This is a genomic window from Streptomyces sp. ST2-7A, from assembly GCF_021390475.1.
GTDB lineage: Bacteria > Actinomycetota > Actinomycetes > Streptomycetales > Streptomycetaceae > Streptomyces.
In genome coordinates, this window is record NZ_JAJUWS010000051.1 from 1 (window position 1) to 13743 (window position 13743).

Annotated in this window: 13 protein-coding genes; 2 read left to right on the top strand and 11 right to left on the bottom strand. The window is 75.1% G+C overall.

Annotation, left to right across the window (positions count from 1 at the left end; translation table 11 throughout):
- The 8 genes from LZF96_RS23370 to LZF96_RS23405 all read right to left on the bottom strand — a co-directional run.
- A partial coding sequence (locus tag LZF96_RS23370; RefSeq protein WP_233876294.1) for a cytochrome P450 occupies positions 1-1070 on the bottom strand: 1070 nt, incomplete at its 3' end.
- Between the two features lie 356 nt (positions 1071-1426).
- The gene (locus tag LZF96_RS23375) at positions 1427-2260 is read right to left on the bottom strand and encodes a glycosyltransferase family 2 protein (RefSeq protein WP_233876296.1); all 834 of its coding nucleotides are present in this window, start codon (positions 2258-2260) and stop codon (positions 1427-1429) included.
- Positions 2257-3867 carry a class I adenylate-forming enzyme family protein gene (locus LZF96_RS23380; RefSeq protein WP_233876298.1) on the bottom strand — a complete coding sequence of 537 codons (1611 nt, stop codon included), beginning with the start codon at positions 3865-3867 and terminating at the stop codon, positions 2257-2259. Before LZF96_RS23380 ends, LZF96_RS23375 begins: the two co-directional genes overlap by 4 nt.
- On the bottom strand, positions 3864-4670 hold the full coding sequence (locus LZF96_RS23385; protein WP_233876300.1) for a glycosyltransferase family A protein: 807 nt from the start codon (positions 4668-4670) through the stop codon (positions 3864-3866). Before LZF96_RS23385 ends, LZF96_RS23380 begins: the two co-directional genes overlap by 4 nt.
- Entirely contained in the window at positions 4667-5722 is a 1056-nt protein-coding gene (locus LZF96_RS23390) for a 3-oxoacyl-ACP synthase III family protein (protein WP_233876301.1), read from the bottom strand. Before LZF96_RS23390 ends, LZF96_RS23385 begins: the two co-directional genes overlap by 4 nt.
- 439 nt (positions 5723-6161) lie before the next feature.
- Positions 6162-6401, bottom strand: coding sequence for a chaplin (locus LZF96_RS23395; protein ID WP_182663873.1), 240 nt, complete (start codon positions 6399-6401; stop codon positions 6162-6164).
- 612 nt (positions 6402-7013) lie between these two features.
- Positions 7014-7217: a hypothetical protein gene (locus LZF96_RS23400; RefSeq protein WP_233876302.1), complete on the bottom strand. Its 204-nt coding sequence runs from the start codon at positions 7215-7217 to the stop codon at positions 7014-7016.
- Between the two features lie 23 nt (positions 7218-7240).
- Positions 7241-8212, bottom strand: a complete 972-nt coding sequence (locus tag LZF96_RS23405) for a GTPase family protein (RefSeq protein WP_233876304.1) — start codon at positions 8210-8212, stop codon at positions 7241-7243.
- A 372-nt stretch (positions 8213-8584) separates the two neighbouring features.
- Here LZF96_RS23405 and LZF96_RS27185 point away from each other — a divergent pair, with 372 nt between their 5' ends.
- Positions 8585-9523 carry a phosphorothioated DNA-binding restriction endonuclease gene (locus tag LZF96_RS27185; RefSeq protein ID WP_233876306.1) on the top strand — a complete coding sequence of 313 codons (939 nt, stop codon included), beginning with the start codon at positions 8585-8587 and terminating at the stop codon, positions 9521-9523.
- A gap of 75 nt (positions 9524-9598) precedes the next feature.
- On the opposite strand, the gene LZF96_RS23415 is transcribed toward LZF96_RS27185, so the two are convergent.
- Together LZF96_RS23415 and LZF96_RS23420 are read right to left on the bottom strand one after the other, a co-directional pair.
- Positions 9599-10582: an aldo/keto reductase gene (locus LZF96_RS23415; protein ID WP_233876308.1), complete on the bottom strand. Its 984-nt coding sequence runs from the start codon at positions 10580-10582 to the stop codon at positions 9599-9601.
- Between the two features lie 331 nt (positions 10583-10913).
- Positions 10914-12239 carry a DNA cytosine methyltransferase gene (locus LZF96_RS23420; RefSeq protein WP_233876311.1) on the bottom strand — a complete coding sequence of 442 codons (1326 nt, stop codon included), beginning with the start codon at positions 12237-12239 and terminating at the stop codon, positions 10914-10916.
- A gap of 247 nt (positions 12240-12486) precedes the next feature.
- Here LZF96_RS23420 and LZF96_RS23425 point away from each other — a divergent pair, with 247 nt between their 5' ends.
- Positions 12487-13200: a VOC family protein gene (locus LZF96_RS23425; protein WP_233876314.1), complete on the top strand. Its 714-nt coding sequence runs from the start codon at positions 12487-12489 to the stop codon at positions 13198-13200.
- A 102-nt stretch (positions 13201-13302) separates the two neighbouring features.
- Here the strand turns inward: LZF96_RS23425 and LZF96_RS23430 are convergent, their stop codons facing one another.
- Positions 13303-13686, bottom strand: coding sequence for a very short patch repair endonuclease (locus LZF96_RS23430; protein ID WP_233876316.1), 384 nt, complete (start codon positions 13684-13686; stop codon positions 13303-13305).
- Positions 13687-13743: the final 57 nt, after the last annotated feature.

Consider the following 13743-nt stretch of genomic DNA (forward strand, 5'->3'; position numbering starts at 1 on the left):
CGGTGGGCGAGCGCGCCGTGCCGCACCACCAGCAGCAGCCGGGCCCCGGCGGGGACCGGTCGGCCGTCGACGACGCCGGGAGCGGCGGCACGCCGGGGCAGCACCGGGGACGGCGCGACCACCCGCAGCGCCTCCCCGGCCAGGGCGGCCCGGTCGTCGGGGTCGTCGGCCCACGCCCACAACCGCGCGTCGGCGCAACGTGCCACCGCGCGGGGCAGCAGCGCCACGGTGGTGGCGACGGCGGCGGTCGCCATCGTCGCCCGCAGCGCGAGATCGGGGGCGGGGCCCCCGGCGATCGGACACGTACCGGCCCGGGCGGGGGTGGTCGGTCCGGCGGCGTTCCCTCCGGCGACGCCCGAACCCGTCCCGGACGATCGGGAGTCGAGGGCTCGGAGCGAGGCCCGCCCGGTGGCGCCCGGTACCGGGTCGACCGCCTCGTCGACCGCCTCGGTGGTATCCGGTGACAGCGTGCCGAGCGGTACCGCGCCGGTCCGGGCGGGGTCGGTCGGGGCGGACCCGTCGAGCAGGTCGGCGAGTCGGTCCGCCGAACGGCGGGCCCGCGCCACGGCCCGCCGACCGGCGAGCGGCCACGGTGACGGCAGGTGGGCGCGCACCGCGTCGGCGGCGGCCGCGAGGGCCGCGTCGGCCAACCGCCGGGGGTCGCCGTCGTGGTCCAGCAGGGAGGCGGCGGAGACACCCGCGAGTTCGCGGGCCAGATCCACGACGTCCACCTCCCCGCCCTGCGCCAGGGGCGCCAACCGGCGGCACAGCACCTCCCGCCGCAGGGCCCGGGTGCGTTCGATCCCGGCCGTGCCGAGCCGGTCGGCCAGGTGCCGGCGGCCGGCCCGGTGCTCCCCGCCGCTCTCGTCGAACAGGGCTCCGGAGCCGACGAGTTCGCGGGCGACCGCGCCGGTGGTGCCCTCGCCGGCGCGGTCCAGCGACAGGCGGGTCAGCGCCTCCCGACAGGCCCGGGTGCCGTGGACGATCACGGTGCCGCCGAGCCGCCGGACCGGGGCGCGTCGGCCGAGGGCCAGCAGCAGGAAGAGGAAGGGGTGGGAGGCGAGGTGCACGCGGCGGTCCCGGGCCCGGGCGAACGCCCGGTACCGGGCCGGGGGCTTCGGCGGCGGGCCTGCGGGAACGGGCGCGGCCTCCCGGTCTCCGGAGGGCCGGTCCCGACCGGCTCCCTCACCGACCGGGACCGGTGCGGGCCGGCCGGACCCGTCGGGACGGTCACCCGTCGCGGTCCCGGCCGGCACCGTCCGTGCCGGATCGGCGCGGTCGGGGCGCGCACCCCGGGCCCCGCGCGGCCCGGACGGGGCGGCGGACGGTGTCCCGTCCGGTGCCGGGGGGCCGGCCGGCACGGTGGGGACCTCCCCGCCGAGGGGGCACCCCCGGTCGGACGGCACGGTGGGGGCGGGTGGTTCGGTCATCGGATGTGCACCTCCATCCCGTCGCCCGGCACCGGCCGGTAGCGGCGGTCCCAGTACCAGAGCAGCGTGCGGCGGGCGCCCCACGCCCGCAGTCGGCGCAGACCGTTGTGCGCCACCAGCCGTTCGTCCCGCACGACGCGGGTGCTGTGCCGGCGGGCCCGGTTGAGGAGGATCACGTCCTCGTCGCCCTCCTCCAGCGGAATGCGCGGCGTGCCGCCGCAGCGGACGTACAGGTCGGCGGTGAGGGCGATGTTGTGACCGTGGCACAACACGTATGGCGTCAGGTATCCCGACTCCCGGTGGGCGCGCCGTCGGCGGCCGTACACAGCGGTGATCCGCAGGACCATCGGCAGGAGTCGGCGCTCGGCGGGGCCGGATCGTTCGTCGCGGCGGGGCGCGCTGCGCCCGCAGACCGGATCGGCGTCGGTGGTCAGCCGGGCCCGGAGGCGGGCGGTCCGGTCCGGCGCGGGCAGGCAGTCGGCGTCGGTGCGGGCCGGCAGGCGCGCCCCGGCGCCGATGGCGTACCGGAAGCCGGTGTCGGCGGCCGAGCCGGCCCCGGGTTCCGGTTCGACGACCACGTGCACGGGGAACGGCGCGGCGGAGGCGAAGCGGCGGGCCACGTCGGCGGTGCCGTCGACGGAGGCGTTGTCGACGACCACCAGCGCGAAGTCGCGGTCGCGTTGGGCGGCCAGGGCGGTGAGGGTGGCGGGCAGGCCGGTCTCCTCGTCGCGGGCCGGGACCACCACCCACAGGGCGGGCGCGTCCCCGGACGGTGGTTCCGGTGGTTCCGGTGATTCCGGCGTCGGGTCGATCGGCGGACGGGTGGTCATCGACGGTTCCCCTCCGTCCTTCGGCGGTTCCGGCGTTCCAACAGTTCGGCCGCGAGTCGGGAGGCGGCGGCCCGGTCCGGTTTGCCCGACCGCCCGGAGCGGGGGACGGCGGCGAGTACGACGGCGTCGGGGCGGGCGCCCGCCATCCCGGCGAGCGGGGCGCGCAACGCGGCCCGCAGCCGCGCCGGGTCGGCGCCACGACTCGGCTCCACAAGGGCGACCAGCCGTTCCTCACCCGCCCGGTCGTCCCCGCCGCCCGGCCCCGCGCCGGCTCCCCCGGCCGCGGGAACACCCACCAGGACGGCCACCTCCACGCCCGGCACGTGCAGGGCGGGCTCGTGCAGACCCGGATAGATGTTCTCGGCCCCGCGCAGCACCATGTCCTTCAGCCGTCCCTCCAGCACGACGCGCGGTCCGCCGTCGGGTCCGGTGTCCAGGCGGGCCCGGTCGCCGGTGCGGATCACCGGGTCGGGGCGTTCGCCGAGGCAGCGGACCCGGCCGGCGGGCCCGGAGAGCAGCAGCTCGCCACCGCCCGCGTCACCGCCGCCGGCGTCGGTCCACACGGTGACGCCGGGCAGCGGGGCACCCACGAGGTCGCCGGGGGTGCCGGAGTCCTCGAAGGCCGTCTTCTCCGCCTCCTCCACCGCCGCCACGGGGAACATCTCGGTCAGCGCGTACACGCCCGTGACGGTCCGGGCGCCGGCGCGGCGGGCCCGGCGCATCAGCGCCGCCGGGACCGGGGCCGATCCCGCCCACCCCCGGCCCGTCAACCGGGCTCCCCGGTCCAGGGCGGCGCGCAGCGCGGGGGGCGTGAGGTAGGTGTCGGCGGGTTCCAGGCGGGCCAGTTGGGCGGCGAGCGCGGTCGGCCGCCGGGCGGGCAGCGCGACGGTGGCGCCGCGTGCCAGGGCCGGGGCGAGCACGAAGAGGGTGCCGCCGAGCACCGGCCGGCCGGGGGTGGGGTCCACCAGGTCGGTGACCGCCGTCAGGGCCGCGTCCAGGGAGGCCCGGTCGTGGACGACCGCGCGGGGCCGGGTGGTGGTTCCGGAGGTGAAGACGATCACGGCGTCGCCGTCCCGCGCGTCCCCTCCGGGATTCCCGCGCGTCGGGACCTCGGCACGGGGCGGGGTGCCGTCGGGGTCGTCCAGGGCGGGGGCGCAGCCGGGGAGGCGACGCCCGACGGTGGCGACGACGGGTGCGAGGTCCCCCAGCGGCGGCAGGGCGAGGCCGGCTCGTCGGGCGAGGCGACGGGCGGGACCGGCGACGGCCTGCGCGGCGGCGTCGGCGACCACCAGCGCGGGCGGCACGAGGGCCAGCCGGGCGCGCAGCACCTCGGGGCCGGCGAACGGGTCGAGCACGGCCACGCGCAGCCGCAGCCGGTGGGCGGCGAGCAGGACGGCCAGGGCACGCGGGCCGGGCCGCACGGCGACGCCCAGGGTGTCGCCGGGCCGCAGTCCGCGCCGGCGCAGTCCGGCGACGCAGGCGTCGGCGAGGTCGGCGAGGTCACCGCGCCGGGCGGCGATCCGGGTGCCGCCCCGGGGTCCGGCGGTGAGCACGGCGGGTCGTTCGGGGGCGGCGCGCAGCACGGCGGGGACGCGGTCGAGGATCATCGCGGGTCCTCCCCGAGCGGGCCGGCGCCCCGGTCCAGGTACCAGCGGGCGGTGCCGGCGAGACCGTAGGCACGCAGTCGGCGGGTGGAGTTCTCCACGACCATGCCGCGCACCCGGGCGATGCGATCGGTGTGTCGGCGCACCCGGTTGAGGAAGAGCCGGTCGGTCGGCGAGGGGCGGCGCGGCATACCGCCGACGGCGGTGTAGAGGTCGGCGGTGACGGCCATGTTGTTGCCGGCGTGCATCCGGTAGGGGGCGCGGAAACCGTGCCGGCGACGGTGGGCGGGGCGCAGCCGGCCGAAGAGGGCGGCGAGGGCCACCAGGACCCGGAAGCCGGCGCGGCCCAGCGGGCCGTGTTCGTCGCGGCGGGCGAGGATCCGGCCACAGGCCAGGCCGGCGCCGGGGGCGGTGAGCGCGGCACGGGCGGCGGCGGTCCAGCCGGGGCGGGGCAGGCAGTCGGCGTCGGTGCGGGCCAACAGACGCGCCCCGGCGGCGATGGCGTACCGGAAGCCGGTGTCCACGGCGCAGCCGACGCCCTTCCGCGGCTCGTGGAGCACCCGCACGGGGAAGGGGGCGCCGGCGGCGAAGTCGCGGGCGACGCGGGGGGTGGCGTCGGTGGAGGCGTTGTCGACGAGGACCAGGACGATCCGGGTGTCGTGCTGGGCGGCGAGGGCGGCCAGGGTGTCGGGCAGCCGGTCCTCCTCGTCCCGGGCCGGGACGATCACCCACAGGCGGTCGGCGGCGTCGGCGGGCACGGCGGGCGTGCCGCCGACGGCACCGGTCGGTATCCGGGAGGGGGTCACGACACCTCCCACACGGCGGTCATGATGCTGACGCCGCCGCCGAGGCCGACCAGCAGCAGCCGGTCCCCGGTCCGCAACCGCTCCCGCACCCGGTCGAGTTGGACGCCGATCGTGGCCGCCGCGACGTTCCCCAACTCCGGGACGGTCACCACCAGGCGGTCCTCCGGAACGCCGGCGATCTCCGCGAAGCGCCGCAGGTAGGGCATGGTCACCTGGTGCGCCAGAACGTGCGTGAAGTGTTCCCCGACGGCGTGCCGCCGGGCACGGTCCAGCAGGGCCGGGCCGATCTTCTCGAAGGTCTCCCGCAGGAGTTGCCCGTCCCCGGTGAACCAGGTGTGCTCGTCGCCGCGCGGCAGGCGGGAGCCGCCGCCGGGGATGCCGCCCAGTCGCCAGTGCTCGGAACGGGTCTCACCGGCGATGTCCAGGATGCCGCCGCGTGCCACGGGTTCCAGCACCACGGCGGCGCCGGCGTCGCCGAAGGTGTAGCCCGCGAAGCCGGCGCGGAACTCCGCGAGGTCGCGGGGGCGGCGGCGCATCACCCGGGTGGGGGTCTCCCCCACCACGACCAGCGCCCGCCGGCCGCGCCCGACCATCAGGAACGCGCGGGCGAGGTCGATGCCGTTGAGGAAGCTGTTGCAGGCGTTGGTGACGTCCAGCGCGTGGGCCCGCGTGCCGAGTTCGTCCTGCACCACGTGGGCGGTGGCGGGTTCGGCCATGTCGCGGGTGGCGGAGGCGAAGAGCAGCAGGTCGATGTCGGCGGGGGCGAGTCCGGCGTCGTCCAGGGCGCGGCGGGCGGCCCGGACGGCGAGGGTGGAGGCGTACTCGTCGTCGGCTGCGACGCGACGGGTGCGGATGCCGGTGGCGCGCTCGAGGAGGCCGTCGGGCAGGGGCAGGCCGCTCGCGGCGGTGATCCCGGCCTGGAGGTCCGTGGTGGTCAGGACGTGGTCGGGCAGGGCGGAGCCGATGCCGGTGATGCCGATGCGGGCGGGTGTTCCCGCCGGTGGGTTCGGGGCCCGGTCGTCCCCGGGCGCGCCGTGATCGTGCTGATCCATGGCCGGAAGTGTGCGCCGCCGGCCGGGGTCGCACATGGGTTTTCGTACTCATCCCGGTGGTGGGCCCGGACGGGGTGGGGGTGAGTACTCGCGCCGGGCCACCCGCCCCGGTGGGGCGGGTGCGGCACGGGGGACGGGTGGGAGGCGGAACAGCCGGTCGAACACCGTATCGGGAGCGGTGCGGGGAACAACCCGGGGACCGGCGCGGGGACCGGCGCGGGAGCGTGCCGGGAATCCCGGCACGACGGCCCGGGCCCTCGCGCCGGCTTCCCGGCCGGGAGGACGCCGATCCTCCCCGCCCCGGAAACGCGGCGTGCCGCGGGCACCCGGTGGGGTGCCCGCGGCACGCGTGGGATCGGCTCTCGGCCGAGGAACCCGCCTGGTCGGACACGACCCGCGGTGTGCACCGCGGGTCGTGTCCGATCGGGATACGGAGACGTCAGGCGTTGACGCAGACGTTGCCGAAGGCGGGGTTCAGGACACCGATGATGTCGATGGTGTTGCCGCACACGTTCACGGGGATGTGGATCGGCACCTGGACGACGTTGCCGGAGAGGACGCCGGGGGAACCGACGGCGGCACCCTGGGCCTCGCTGTCGGCGACGGCGGTGCCGGCGGTCCCCAGGACGGCGATCCCGGCGGCGGCCGCGAAGGCGGCGGACTTGGCCATGCGAGACATGTGGTCTCCCTGTCTTGACGGAGTGTTCAGCTTTTTCACGGGCTTCGGGTTTCCCCGATCGGTTCTCGCGAACCTGTGCCGACTAACGACGCCGACACATGGATGTTTCGTGCCCGAAGGCCCGAATGGTCGCCGAACCACCGATCTTTCACTCTTTCGGCGGAGCGAGATCACCCCTCGGGAGGGGAATAGGGGGATGCCACACCAACCTCCGCGCACTCGTTCCGCGCCACCCGCGCCCCCTGCCCCGGCCGTTCCCGGACACCCCCGATCGCCCCCAACCATCCCGGAGAACCCTCCCGTTCCACCATCGGGACAACCGCGTTCGGGGTCCGTTCGACCCGCCACGGGGTGGGGACGGGACGGCGCAACCGGGACGGGCCGACCGCCCACTCCGCTCGGAACCGGGGATACCGACCACCCACCGGGTACGCCACCGCCGCGTCGCGTTCCCCGGCACCTCCGAACGGCCGGCGGCCCGGGGCCGCCGCACGCCCCGACGTACTTCCGGGGGCGTCCCGTACGGAACACCCCCGGAAGGAGGAGGACGGTCCCCCGCCCTTTCGCCGGCCGGTGTCCCCCACCGATCGGCGAGGGGACACCGGAGCCGACTCACCAGTTGGCCTTGATCCACTCCGCGATGTTCCTCACCGTGGCGCGGGTGAGGTCGATCGCCCTCTGACCCACCTCGAGCAGGGCGGTCTCGATCAGCCGCTCCAGGGCGGCGAGGGCTCCGGCCCTCGCGGCCCGGGTCACCTGACCCATGAACTCACTGTCCCGCATGGCCTGCGTTCGCACGGCTCCGCGGATCTGCATTTCCGACATTTTCGTCTCCTCCGTCAGAGCCCGACATCACGAAAATCGAAAACCTTGCGGTCGCGGCGGGTGTCCCACACCACGATGGTGCCCGCCGAGCGAACGTCGGAGACGCTCACCCGCTGAATGTCGCCCATATCCCCGATGGCGTTCCGGAAACGACCACTCGCGGACAGATCGATCTTGTTCACCACCACGCCGAGCAACTCCACCAGCCCGTACCGGAAATTCGCCGAACAGCAGATGACCCGACAGTTGTCCCTCAGCCGGGAGAACACCTTCGAGAATTCCGGATGCTCCCGCGACAGCGTCTCGCACTCCTCCCCGGTCAGGTAGCCGTTGAAGATCACGTGGCCGGGGGTGGTTTCGAACCGTCCGTCCGGCGGCGAGAACCCGCAGTCGTCGTACGTGCGGGTTCGGAACCACTCGGCGTACGGGGCCAGGAACACCTCCTCGAAGTAATCCGCCTTGGCCGTGATCCTCGGTGCCAGTTCGGGGCCGGGGGCGAAGAACCCGGTCTTCCGGTCCTTGGCGAAGATCCAGGGCGGCGGGGCCAGCATGTCCACCTTCGTCAGGACGAGGGTGAGTTTCCCCACCAGGGCCCTGCGCGTTTCGTCCCCGGCGGAGTCGAGGAGCCGCTCGAGGACATTCAGGTCGTACGTCACCGAACGGCTGTCCGCGTGCAGGGCCCACAGCACCACGTCGCACTCCGTCAGGCGTGTGCGGTAGAGCTCCAGATATCCCCGGTCCGCGGTGGCCGACTCGCCGAATCCCGGCATGTCCCAGAAGACGATCTCGTGGCCACGCTCACCTTTCATCCGAACGGGCTCCGGCTCCTTCGTAGTCGGGGTGATGTCCCCGACCTCCAGTTCGGTACCGAAAAGCGCGTTGAGAAGAGAGGACTTCCCCACCCCGGTCTGTCCGACGATCGCCACGGACAGGGGCCGGGAATCCTCCGCCTCGACAATTTTTTTCACCCTGTCCCGGATTCGCATCCTGTCGATTCGATCCATCACACTCCCCCGGTTCGCACGGCTCCGCCGTGCCGGACCCCTTCGCCGCACCACTGTCCGATTCCGGACCCCACGCCCTCTTCCGAAAACCCGGGAGCGACGCACACCGCATGGCGTTCGAACGTTCTCGGCGGTGTCGAATGTGGGACCACAACGGAACGAGCGGCACGGCTCATCCGGTTCAGAGGGTAGGGACGATCCCCACCGATCACCCGCTCATGCGAGGGAGTTCGACCCACCACGGCGGCGCCGACGAAAAGCGTGGCGTCCCCGCCGGTGCCCCGGCCCCCGAACGGACACGGGGATCGTGGCCGACCCTCCCCGTCCGTCGGTGCCGGCGGCTACGGTGTGGGCGTGGAGCGGGACGAACTCTTCGGAAAGTTGGCCAAGTTGCGTCGGGCGGTCTCGAAGGGGCACCGCGCGCCGCACAAGCCGTTGATGCTGCTGTGGTTGATCAACCGATTCGCCGAGCGGGGCACGACGGAGGTCGCGTACGAGGACCTGGCGGGACCGCTGAGGGGGCTGATCGAGGAGTTCGGCCCACCGGCCGCCTCCCCTGTCGACCGGCCCGCCATGCCGTTCGTGCACCTGGAACGCGAACTGTGGTGTCCCGTGAAGGGAAACGGGGAGCCGATCCCCGCCGGTGGCCCCCGGACCGACCGCGCCCTGCGGGGTTGGGCGGCCCGGGGGCGTCTGCTCCCGGAGGTCGAGACGCTGCTGGCCGATCCGGCGATCCGGGCCGAGGCGGTCGGCGTGCTCATCGACCACCACTTCACGCCCGCCTGGGAGGAACCGCTGTTGGCCGCCGTGGGGGGCGGGTTGACCGCCCTGGAGACGGACCTGGCCCGCATGGTGATCTCCTCGCGGGCACACCCGCGCCGGGACCCCCGCTTCGCCCTCGCGACCCTGAAAGCCTGGGCGCGGGCGTGCGCGATGTGCGGTTACGACGGGCGGATCGACGGCCTGCCGGTCGGACTGGAGGCGGCGCACATCAAGTGGCACAGCCATCTGGGGCCGGCCACCCCGGACAACGGGCTGGCCCTGTGCGCCCTGCACCACGGCCTCTTCGACCGCGGCGCGCTGGGCCTGACACCCGAACCCGAGCCCCGGATACGGGTCTCCCCCCGCTACACGGCGAGCGGGACGACGGGCCGCGCCGTGCTGGACCTGCACGGCGCCCCGCTGCGGCGGCCGGAGGACCCGAAGGCCCGGCCGGCCGCCGAGTACCTCGCCTGGCACGACCGCGAGGTCTTCCGCCGAGCCCCCGCCGGGGCGGGCGTCACCACCGCGTGAACCGGGGCGCGCCCCCGCCTCTCCCGCCCGACGGCGGGGGACGGCGACAGGGACGGGGGCGCGCCCCGGACGGGTTCACCAGCGGTCGTGCACCTGCGGCCGGATCCGCCGGTCGTACAGGTCGCGCACGGCCTCCAGCGTCGCGTCCGGCAGCGGCGGGAGGTCGGCCGCCGCCGCGTTGGCGCGGGCCTGCTCCGGGGAGCGCGCGCCGGGGATCACGGTGGTGACGCCGGGCTGCTGGACGATCCAGCGCAGCGCCGTCTGCGCCGGGGTGGCGCCCTCCGGGGCGAGGGCGGCGAACTCACCCGCCGCCTCCACGCCGGTGACGAAGTCCACGCCGGAGAAGGTCTCGCCCCGGTCGAAGGCCCGGCCCTCCCGGTTGTAGGTGCGGTGGTCGTCGGCGGAGAAGGTGGTGTCGGCGGTGTACCGGCCGGAGAGCAGGCCGGAGGCGAGCGGCACCCGGGCGATGATCCCGACCCCGGCCTCCCGCGCGGCGGGCAGGACCCGCTCCAGCGGCTTGAGGCGGAAGGGGTTGAGGATGATCTGTACCGAGGTGGTGCCGGGCCGCGCGATGGCGGTCAGGGCCTCCTCGCAGGTCTCCACGCTGACGCCGTAGCGGGCGACGCGGCCCTCCTCGACGAGGGTGTCGAGGGCGTCGAAGACCTCGTCGGAGGAGTACACGGCGGTGGGCGGACAGTGCAGCTGCACCAGGTCGATGGTGTCCACGCCGAGGTTGGCGCGCGAACGGTCGTTCCAGGCCCGGAAGTTGTCGATGGTGTAGTGCTCGGGGAGCTGCTCGACGCGGCGGCCCATCTTGGTGGCCACCATCACCTCGACGTCGGGGTTCTCCCGGCGCCAGGCGGCGATCAGGCGTTCGCTGCGGCCGTCCCCGTACACGTCGGCGGTGTCCAGGAAGGTGACCCCGGCCTCCGCCGCCGCGTCCAGGACGGCCATGGCGTCCTTCTCGCTCACCTCGCCCCAGTCCGCGCCCAGTTGCCAGGTGCCGAGTCCGATCACCGATGCCCGCTGTCCCGACCTGCCGAATTCGCGCTGTTCCATGTCGGGCATTCTCGCAGTCGGGGTGTCCGGGACCGGACCGCCGGCACGATTCCGGCGGTTCCGGAACCCCCGGTCGGGCCGGTATCCGCCGCGTCCCACCCGCCCCGGGGGCCCCGGCCGGACCTCCCCGTACCCGCGCGGGGGCTCGGCCGTATACGGATGGTCGGCGAACCCGGTTCGGACGGCGACCGTGCCGGCCGCGAAGCGATCCACCGCGCCCCGGACCCCGGCGTGACGACGCCCGACACCGCCGAGCCGTACGACAACGGCCGCGACGCGCAGGCGGCCGGGCCCTGCTCGGCCGGCCGATCCGGCCGGCAGCCCGCCCCGGTCAGCCGCGCAGGGCCCGGTGGACGGCCGCCGCCACGGCCGTGCCCAGCCCCACCGGCACGGCGTTGCCGATCTGCCGGGCGATGGAGGTCCGCGAGCCGCACCAGCGGAAGTCGTCCGGGAAGCCCTGGATGAGCGCCGCCTCCAGGTGGGTGATCGGACGGTGCTCGGTGGGGTGCAGGTAGCGGCCCTTCTCCGGCTTGTAGAACTCGGTGCGGATGGTCACCGAGGGCCGGTCGGCGTGCAGTCGGCCCATCACGTCCCCCGAGCCGTTGCGGTGGTTGTCCCAACTCGGCGTCGACAGGTACGTCGCCGGGCCGGGGACGCGCTCCCACCCCGGCTCGTGCGAGAGCCGGATCCGGCCCGCGCGGTCGGTCTTCGCGTACACGCCGGTCAGGTGCTTGCGGTTGCCGCCGGGCGGGATGGCGGCGTAGCGGGCCAGGGAGAGCGGCTCGGGGTTGCGGCGCAGGTGCAGGGCGGTGGTGGGCCACCAGCCGTCCGGGCTCGGCGGCAGTTCCTCGCGCAGCGGCAGGGCGGCGCTGCGTTCGAAGATCGGTGCGACGGTCCGCCACGGCGGCAGGTCGGAGCCGCGACCGGGACGGGCCCGGGTGGCCTCCGGGTAGCGCAGCGCGTCGAGACCGGGCAGGTCCTTGCGGACCCCGATCACGATGGCCCGGCGCCGGGTCTGCGGCACGCCGTGATCGGCGGCGTTGAGCAGGTAGCGGCGTCGGCGTTCGGCGAGGGTGTCGGTCTCCTCCGCGCCGGGCGGGTCCACCAGCCGGTAGTCCGCCAACTCGCCACCGGGGCGGGTCTCCACCTCCAGGTCGTGGAACTCGGGGGAGGTCAGGAAGCGGTCCACGTTCTCGATGACGAAGATCTTGGGCCGGATCACCTCGCTGACGATCCGCACGTAGTGCCGCCACAGCTTGTTGCGCGGGTCGTCCGGGTCGCGCTTGCCCAGGCCGGAGAAGCCCTGGCAGGGCGGGCCGCCGAGCACCACCTCGGCGGCGGCCTCCTCGCCGGTGGGCTGCCAGTGCTCGATGTCGCCGGTGTGCACGTGGCCGCCGATCCCGGCGTCCCCGCCGTGGCCCGCGTCCTCCGGGTGGAAGTTGGCGGCGTAGGTGGCGGCGGCGTCGGGGTCGCGCTCGATCGCCAGCACCGAGCGGAAGGCGGGACCGGCGGACTCCGGTCGGCCGGCGGGGCGGAAGGCGGTGAAGCCCCGGGTGAACCCGCCGCAGCCGGCGAAGAGGTCGGCGATGGCCACGGGCTCGTCCACGGACGGGCCCCCGACGGCACCGGGCGCGGGAGCGGGTTCGGCGACGGTCATGGCCCGGAGTCTAGCCGGCACCCGCTCCTCCGCTTCCGCGCCGACCGGCCGCCCGCGGCGCCGGCGGGAGCGCGCGGACCGACCCGGGAGGCGAAGCCGCGGCGTGGCGTGTGCCCCACCGACGCCGCTGCGACGTGCCGGCGGGAAACGGCTCACCGTCGGCTCCACCGCACGCTCCCCCGACCGAAACCCCGTGCGGAGTCGTACGGACACCTGATACCCACACCAGGACGACAGGGGATACGGAATGACGATCCGCCCGGGTGCGATGAACGGCTTCTGCTGGATGGACCTCAAGACCCGCGACACGACCGGCACCGCCCGTTTCTTCTCCGGGGTATTGGGCTGGCGCTTCGCGGTGGACGAGGAGGACTGGCGCAAGGCCGTCAAGATCAGCGTCGACGGATACCCGATCGGGGGCGTGAGCGACCTGGCGAACCCCGTCTATCCACCGGAGACCCCCGCCCACATCGCCTACTACCTGGCGGTCGAGGATGTCGATCGCCGTATCGAGGCGGCGACGGCGAACGGCGCCCGCCTCGTCCTGCCCCCCTTCGACGCGGGCGATCAGGGCCGCGTGGCGGTGCTGATCGATCCGGTGGGTGCCTCCATCGCCCTGTGGCAGCCGTACGACTTCGCCGGATGGGAGTTCCCGCCCGGCATGGCGGGGACTCCCCATCGCATGGTTCTGGCCTGTGCGGAGCCCGCGCGCGCCCGACGGTTCTATCGCGGGACGCTGGGCGTCCCCCCGGACCACGCCGACTTCGTCCCCGCGTCCGACCCCGGGGGCTCCGCCCCGCGATGGGAGCTCTCGGTCGGTGTGGACGACGCGGACGGCGTGGTCGCCCGCGCGCACGACCACGGTCGGGCCCCGGTCGTCCGGGAAGATGAGGCCGGTCGTCGCGTCGTGTGGCTGAGCAGCCCGGAGGGGCTGACCCTCCGGGTGCACGGCCCCGGGTAACGGCCCGGTCGGCGCGGGTCCGCGACCCGCCGGGGGAAACGCGCCGAGGCGGGGGTGGGGGCGAGGGCCGGGAGGCGTACGCCGGGACGACCGTCGCCGGGGTCAGTCCCCCTCGCGGCAGGCCAGCACGACGGCCGCGACGCTCGCCGCGACGTCCTCCGCCGACTCGTGCTCCCAGAAGCGCAGCACCGTCCAGCCGGCCTCGGTGAGGGCCTGTCCGGTCCGGAGGTCGCGGGCCTTGTTGCCGTCCAGCTTGCGGCGCCACCACTCGCTGTTGGACTTCGGGCTGGTGGCGTGCTCGGGACAGCCGTGCCAGAAGCAGCCGTCGAGGAAGACCGCGACCCGGGCGCCGGGGAAGGCGATGTCGATCTTGCGGCGGGGCAGGCCCGGTACGGGTCGGTGCAGGCGGTAGCGGTGTCCCGCCGCGTACAGCAGGCGCCGCACGGCGACCTCCTGGGCGGTGTCGCGCACGGCCTGCCGGCTCATCCGCGCCGAGACCTCCGGCGAGGAGGGCACCGGCCGCGCGGGTGCGGCGGGCGCGGG

Bases quoted from the DNA above. Each gene is read 5' to 3' on its own strand.
- LZF96_RS23395 (WP_182663873.1), bottom strand. From the start codon at position 6,401: ATGTCTCGCATGGCCAAGTCCGCCGCCTTCGCGGCCGCCGCCGGGATC.
- LZF96_RS23390 (WP_233876301.1), bottom strand. From the start codon at position 5,722: ATGGATCAGCACGATCACGGCGCGCCCGGGGACGACCGGGCCCCGAAC.
- LZF96_RS23375 (WP_233876296.1), bottom strand. From the start codon at position 2,260: ATGACCACCCGTCCGCCGATCGACCCGACGCCGGAATCACCGGAACCA.
- LZF96_RS23405 (WP_233876304.1), bottom strand. From the start codon at position 8,212: ATGCGAATCCGGGACAGGGTGAAAAAAATTGTCGAGGCGGAGGATTCC.
- LZF96_RS23380 (WP_233876298.1), bottom strand. From the start codon at position 3,867: ATGATCCTCGACCGCGTCCCCGCCGTGCTGCGCGCCGCCCCCGAACGA.
- LZF96_RS23415 (WP_233876308.1), bottom strand. From the start codon at position 10,582: ATGGAACAGCGCGAATTCGGCAGGTCGGGACAGCGGGCATCGGTGATC.
- LZF96_RS23425 (WP_233876314.1), top strand. From the start codon at position 12,487: ATGACGATCCGCCCGGGTGCGATGAACGGCTTCTGCTGGATGGACCTC.
- LZF96_RS23400 (WP_233876302.1), bottom strand. From the start codon at position 7,217: ATGCAGATCCGCGGAGCCGTGCGAACGCAGGCCATGCGGGACAGTGAG.
- LZF96_RS23420 (WP_233876311.1), bottom strand. From the start codon at position 12,239: ATGACCGTCGCCGAACCCGCTCCCGCGCCCGGTGCCGTCGGGGGCCCG.
- LZF96_RS23430 (WP_233876316.1), bottom strand. From the start codon at position 13,686: ATGAGCCGGCAGGCCGTGCGCGACACCGCCCAGGAGGTCGCCGTGCGG.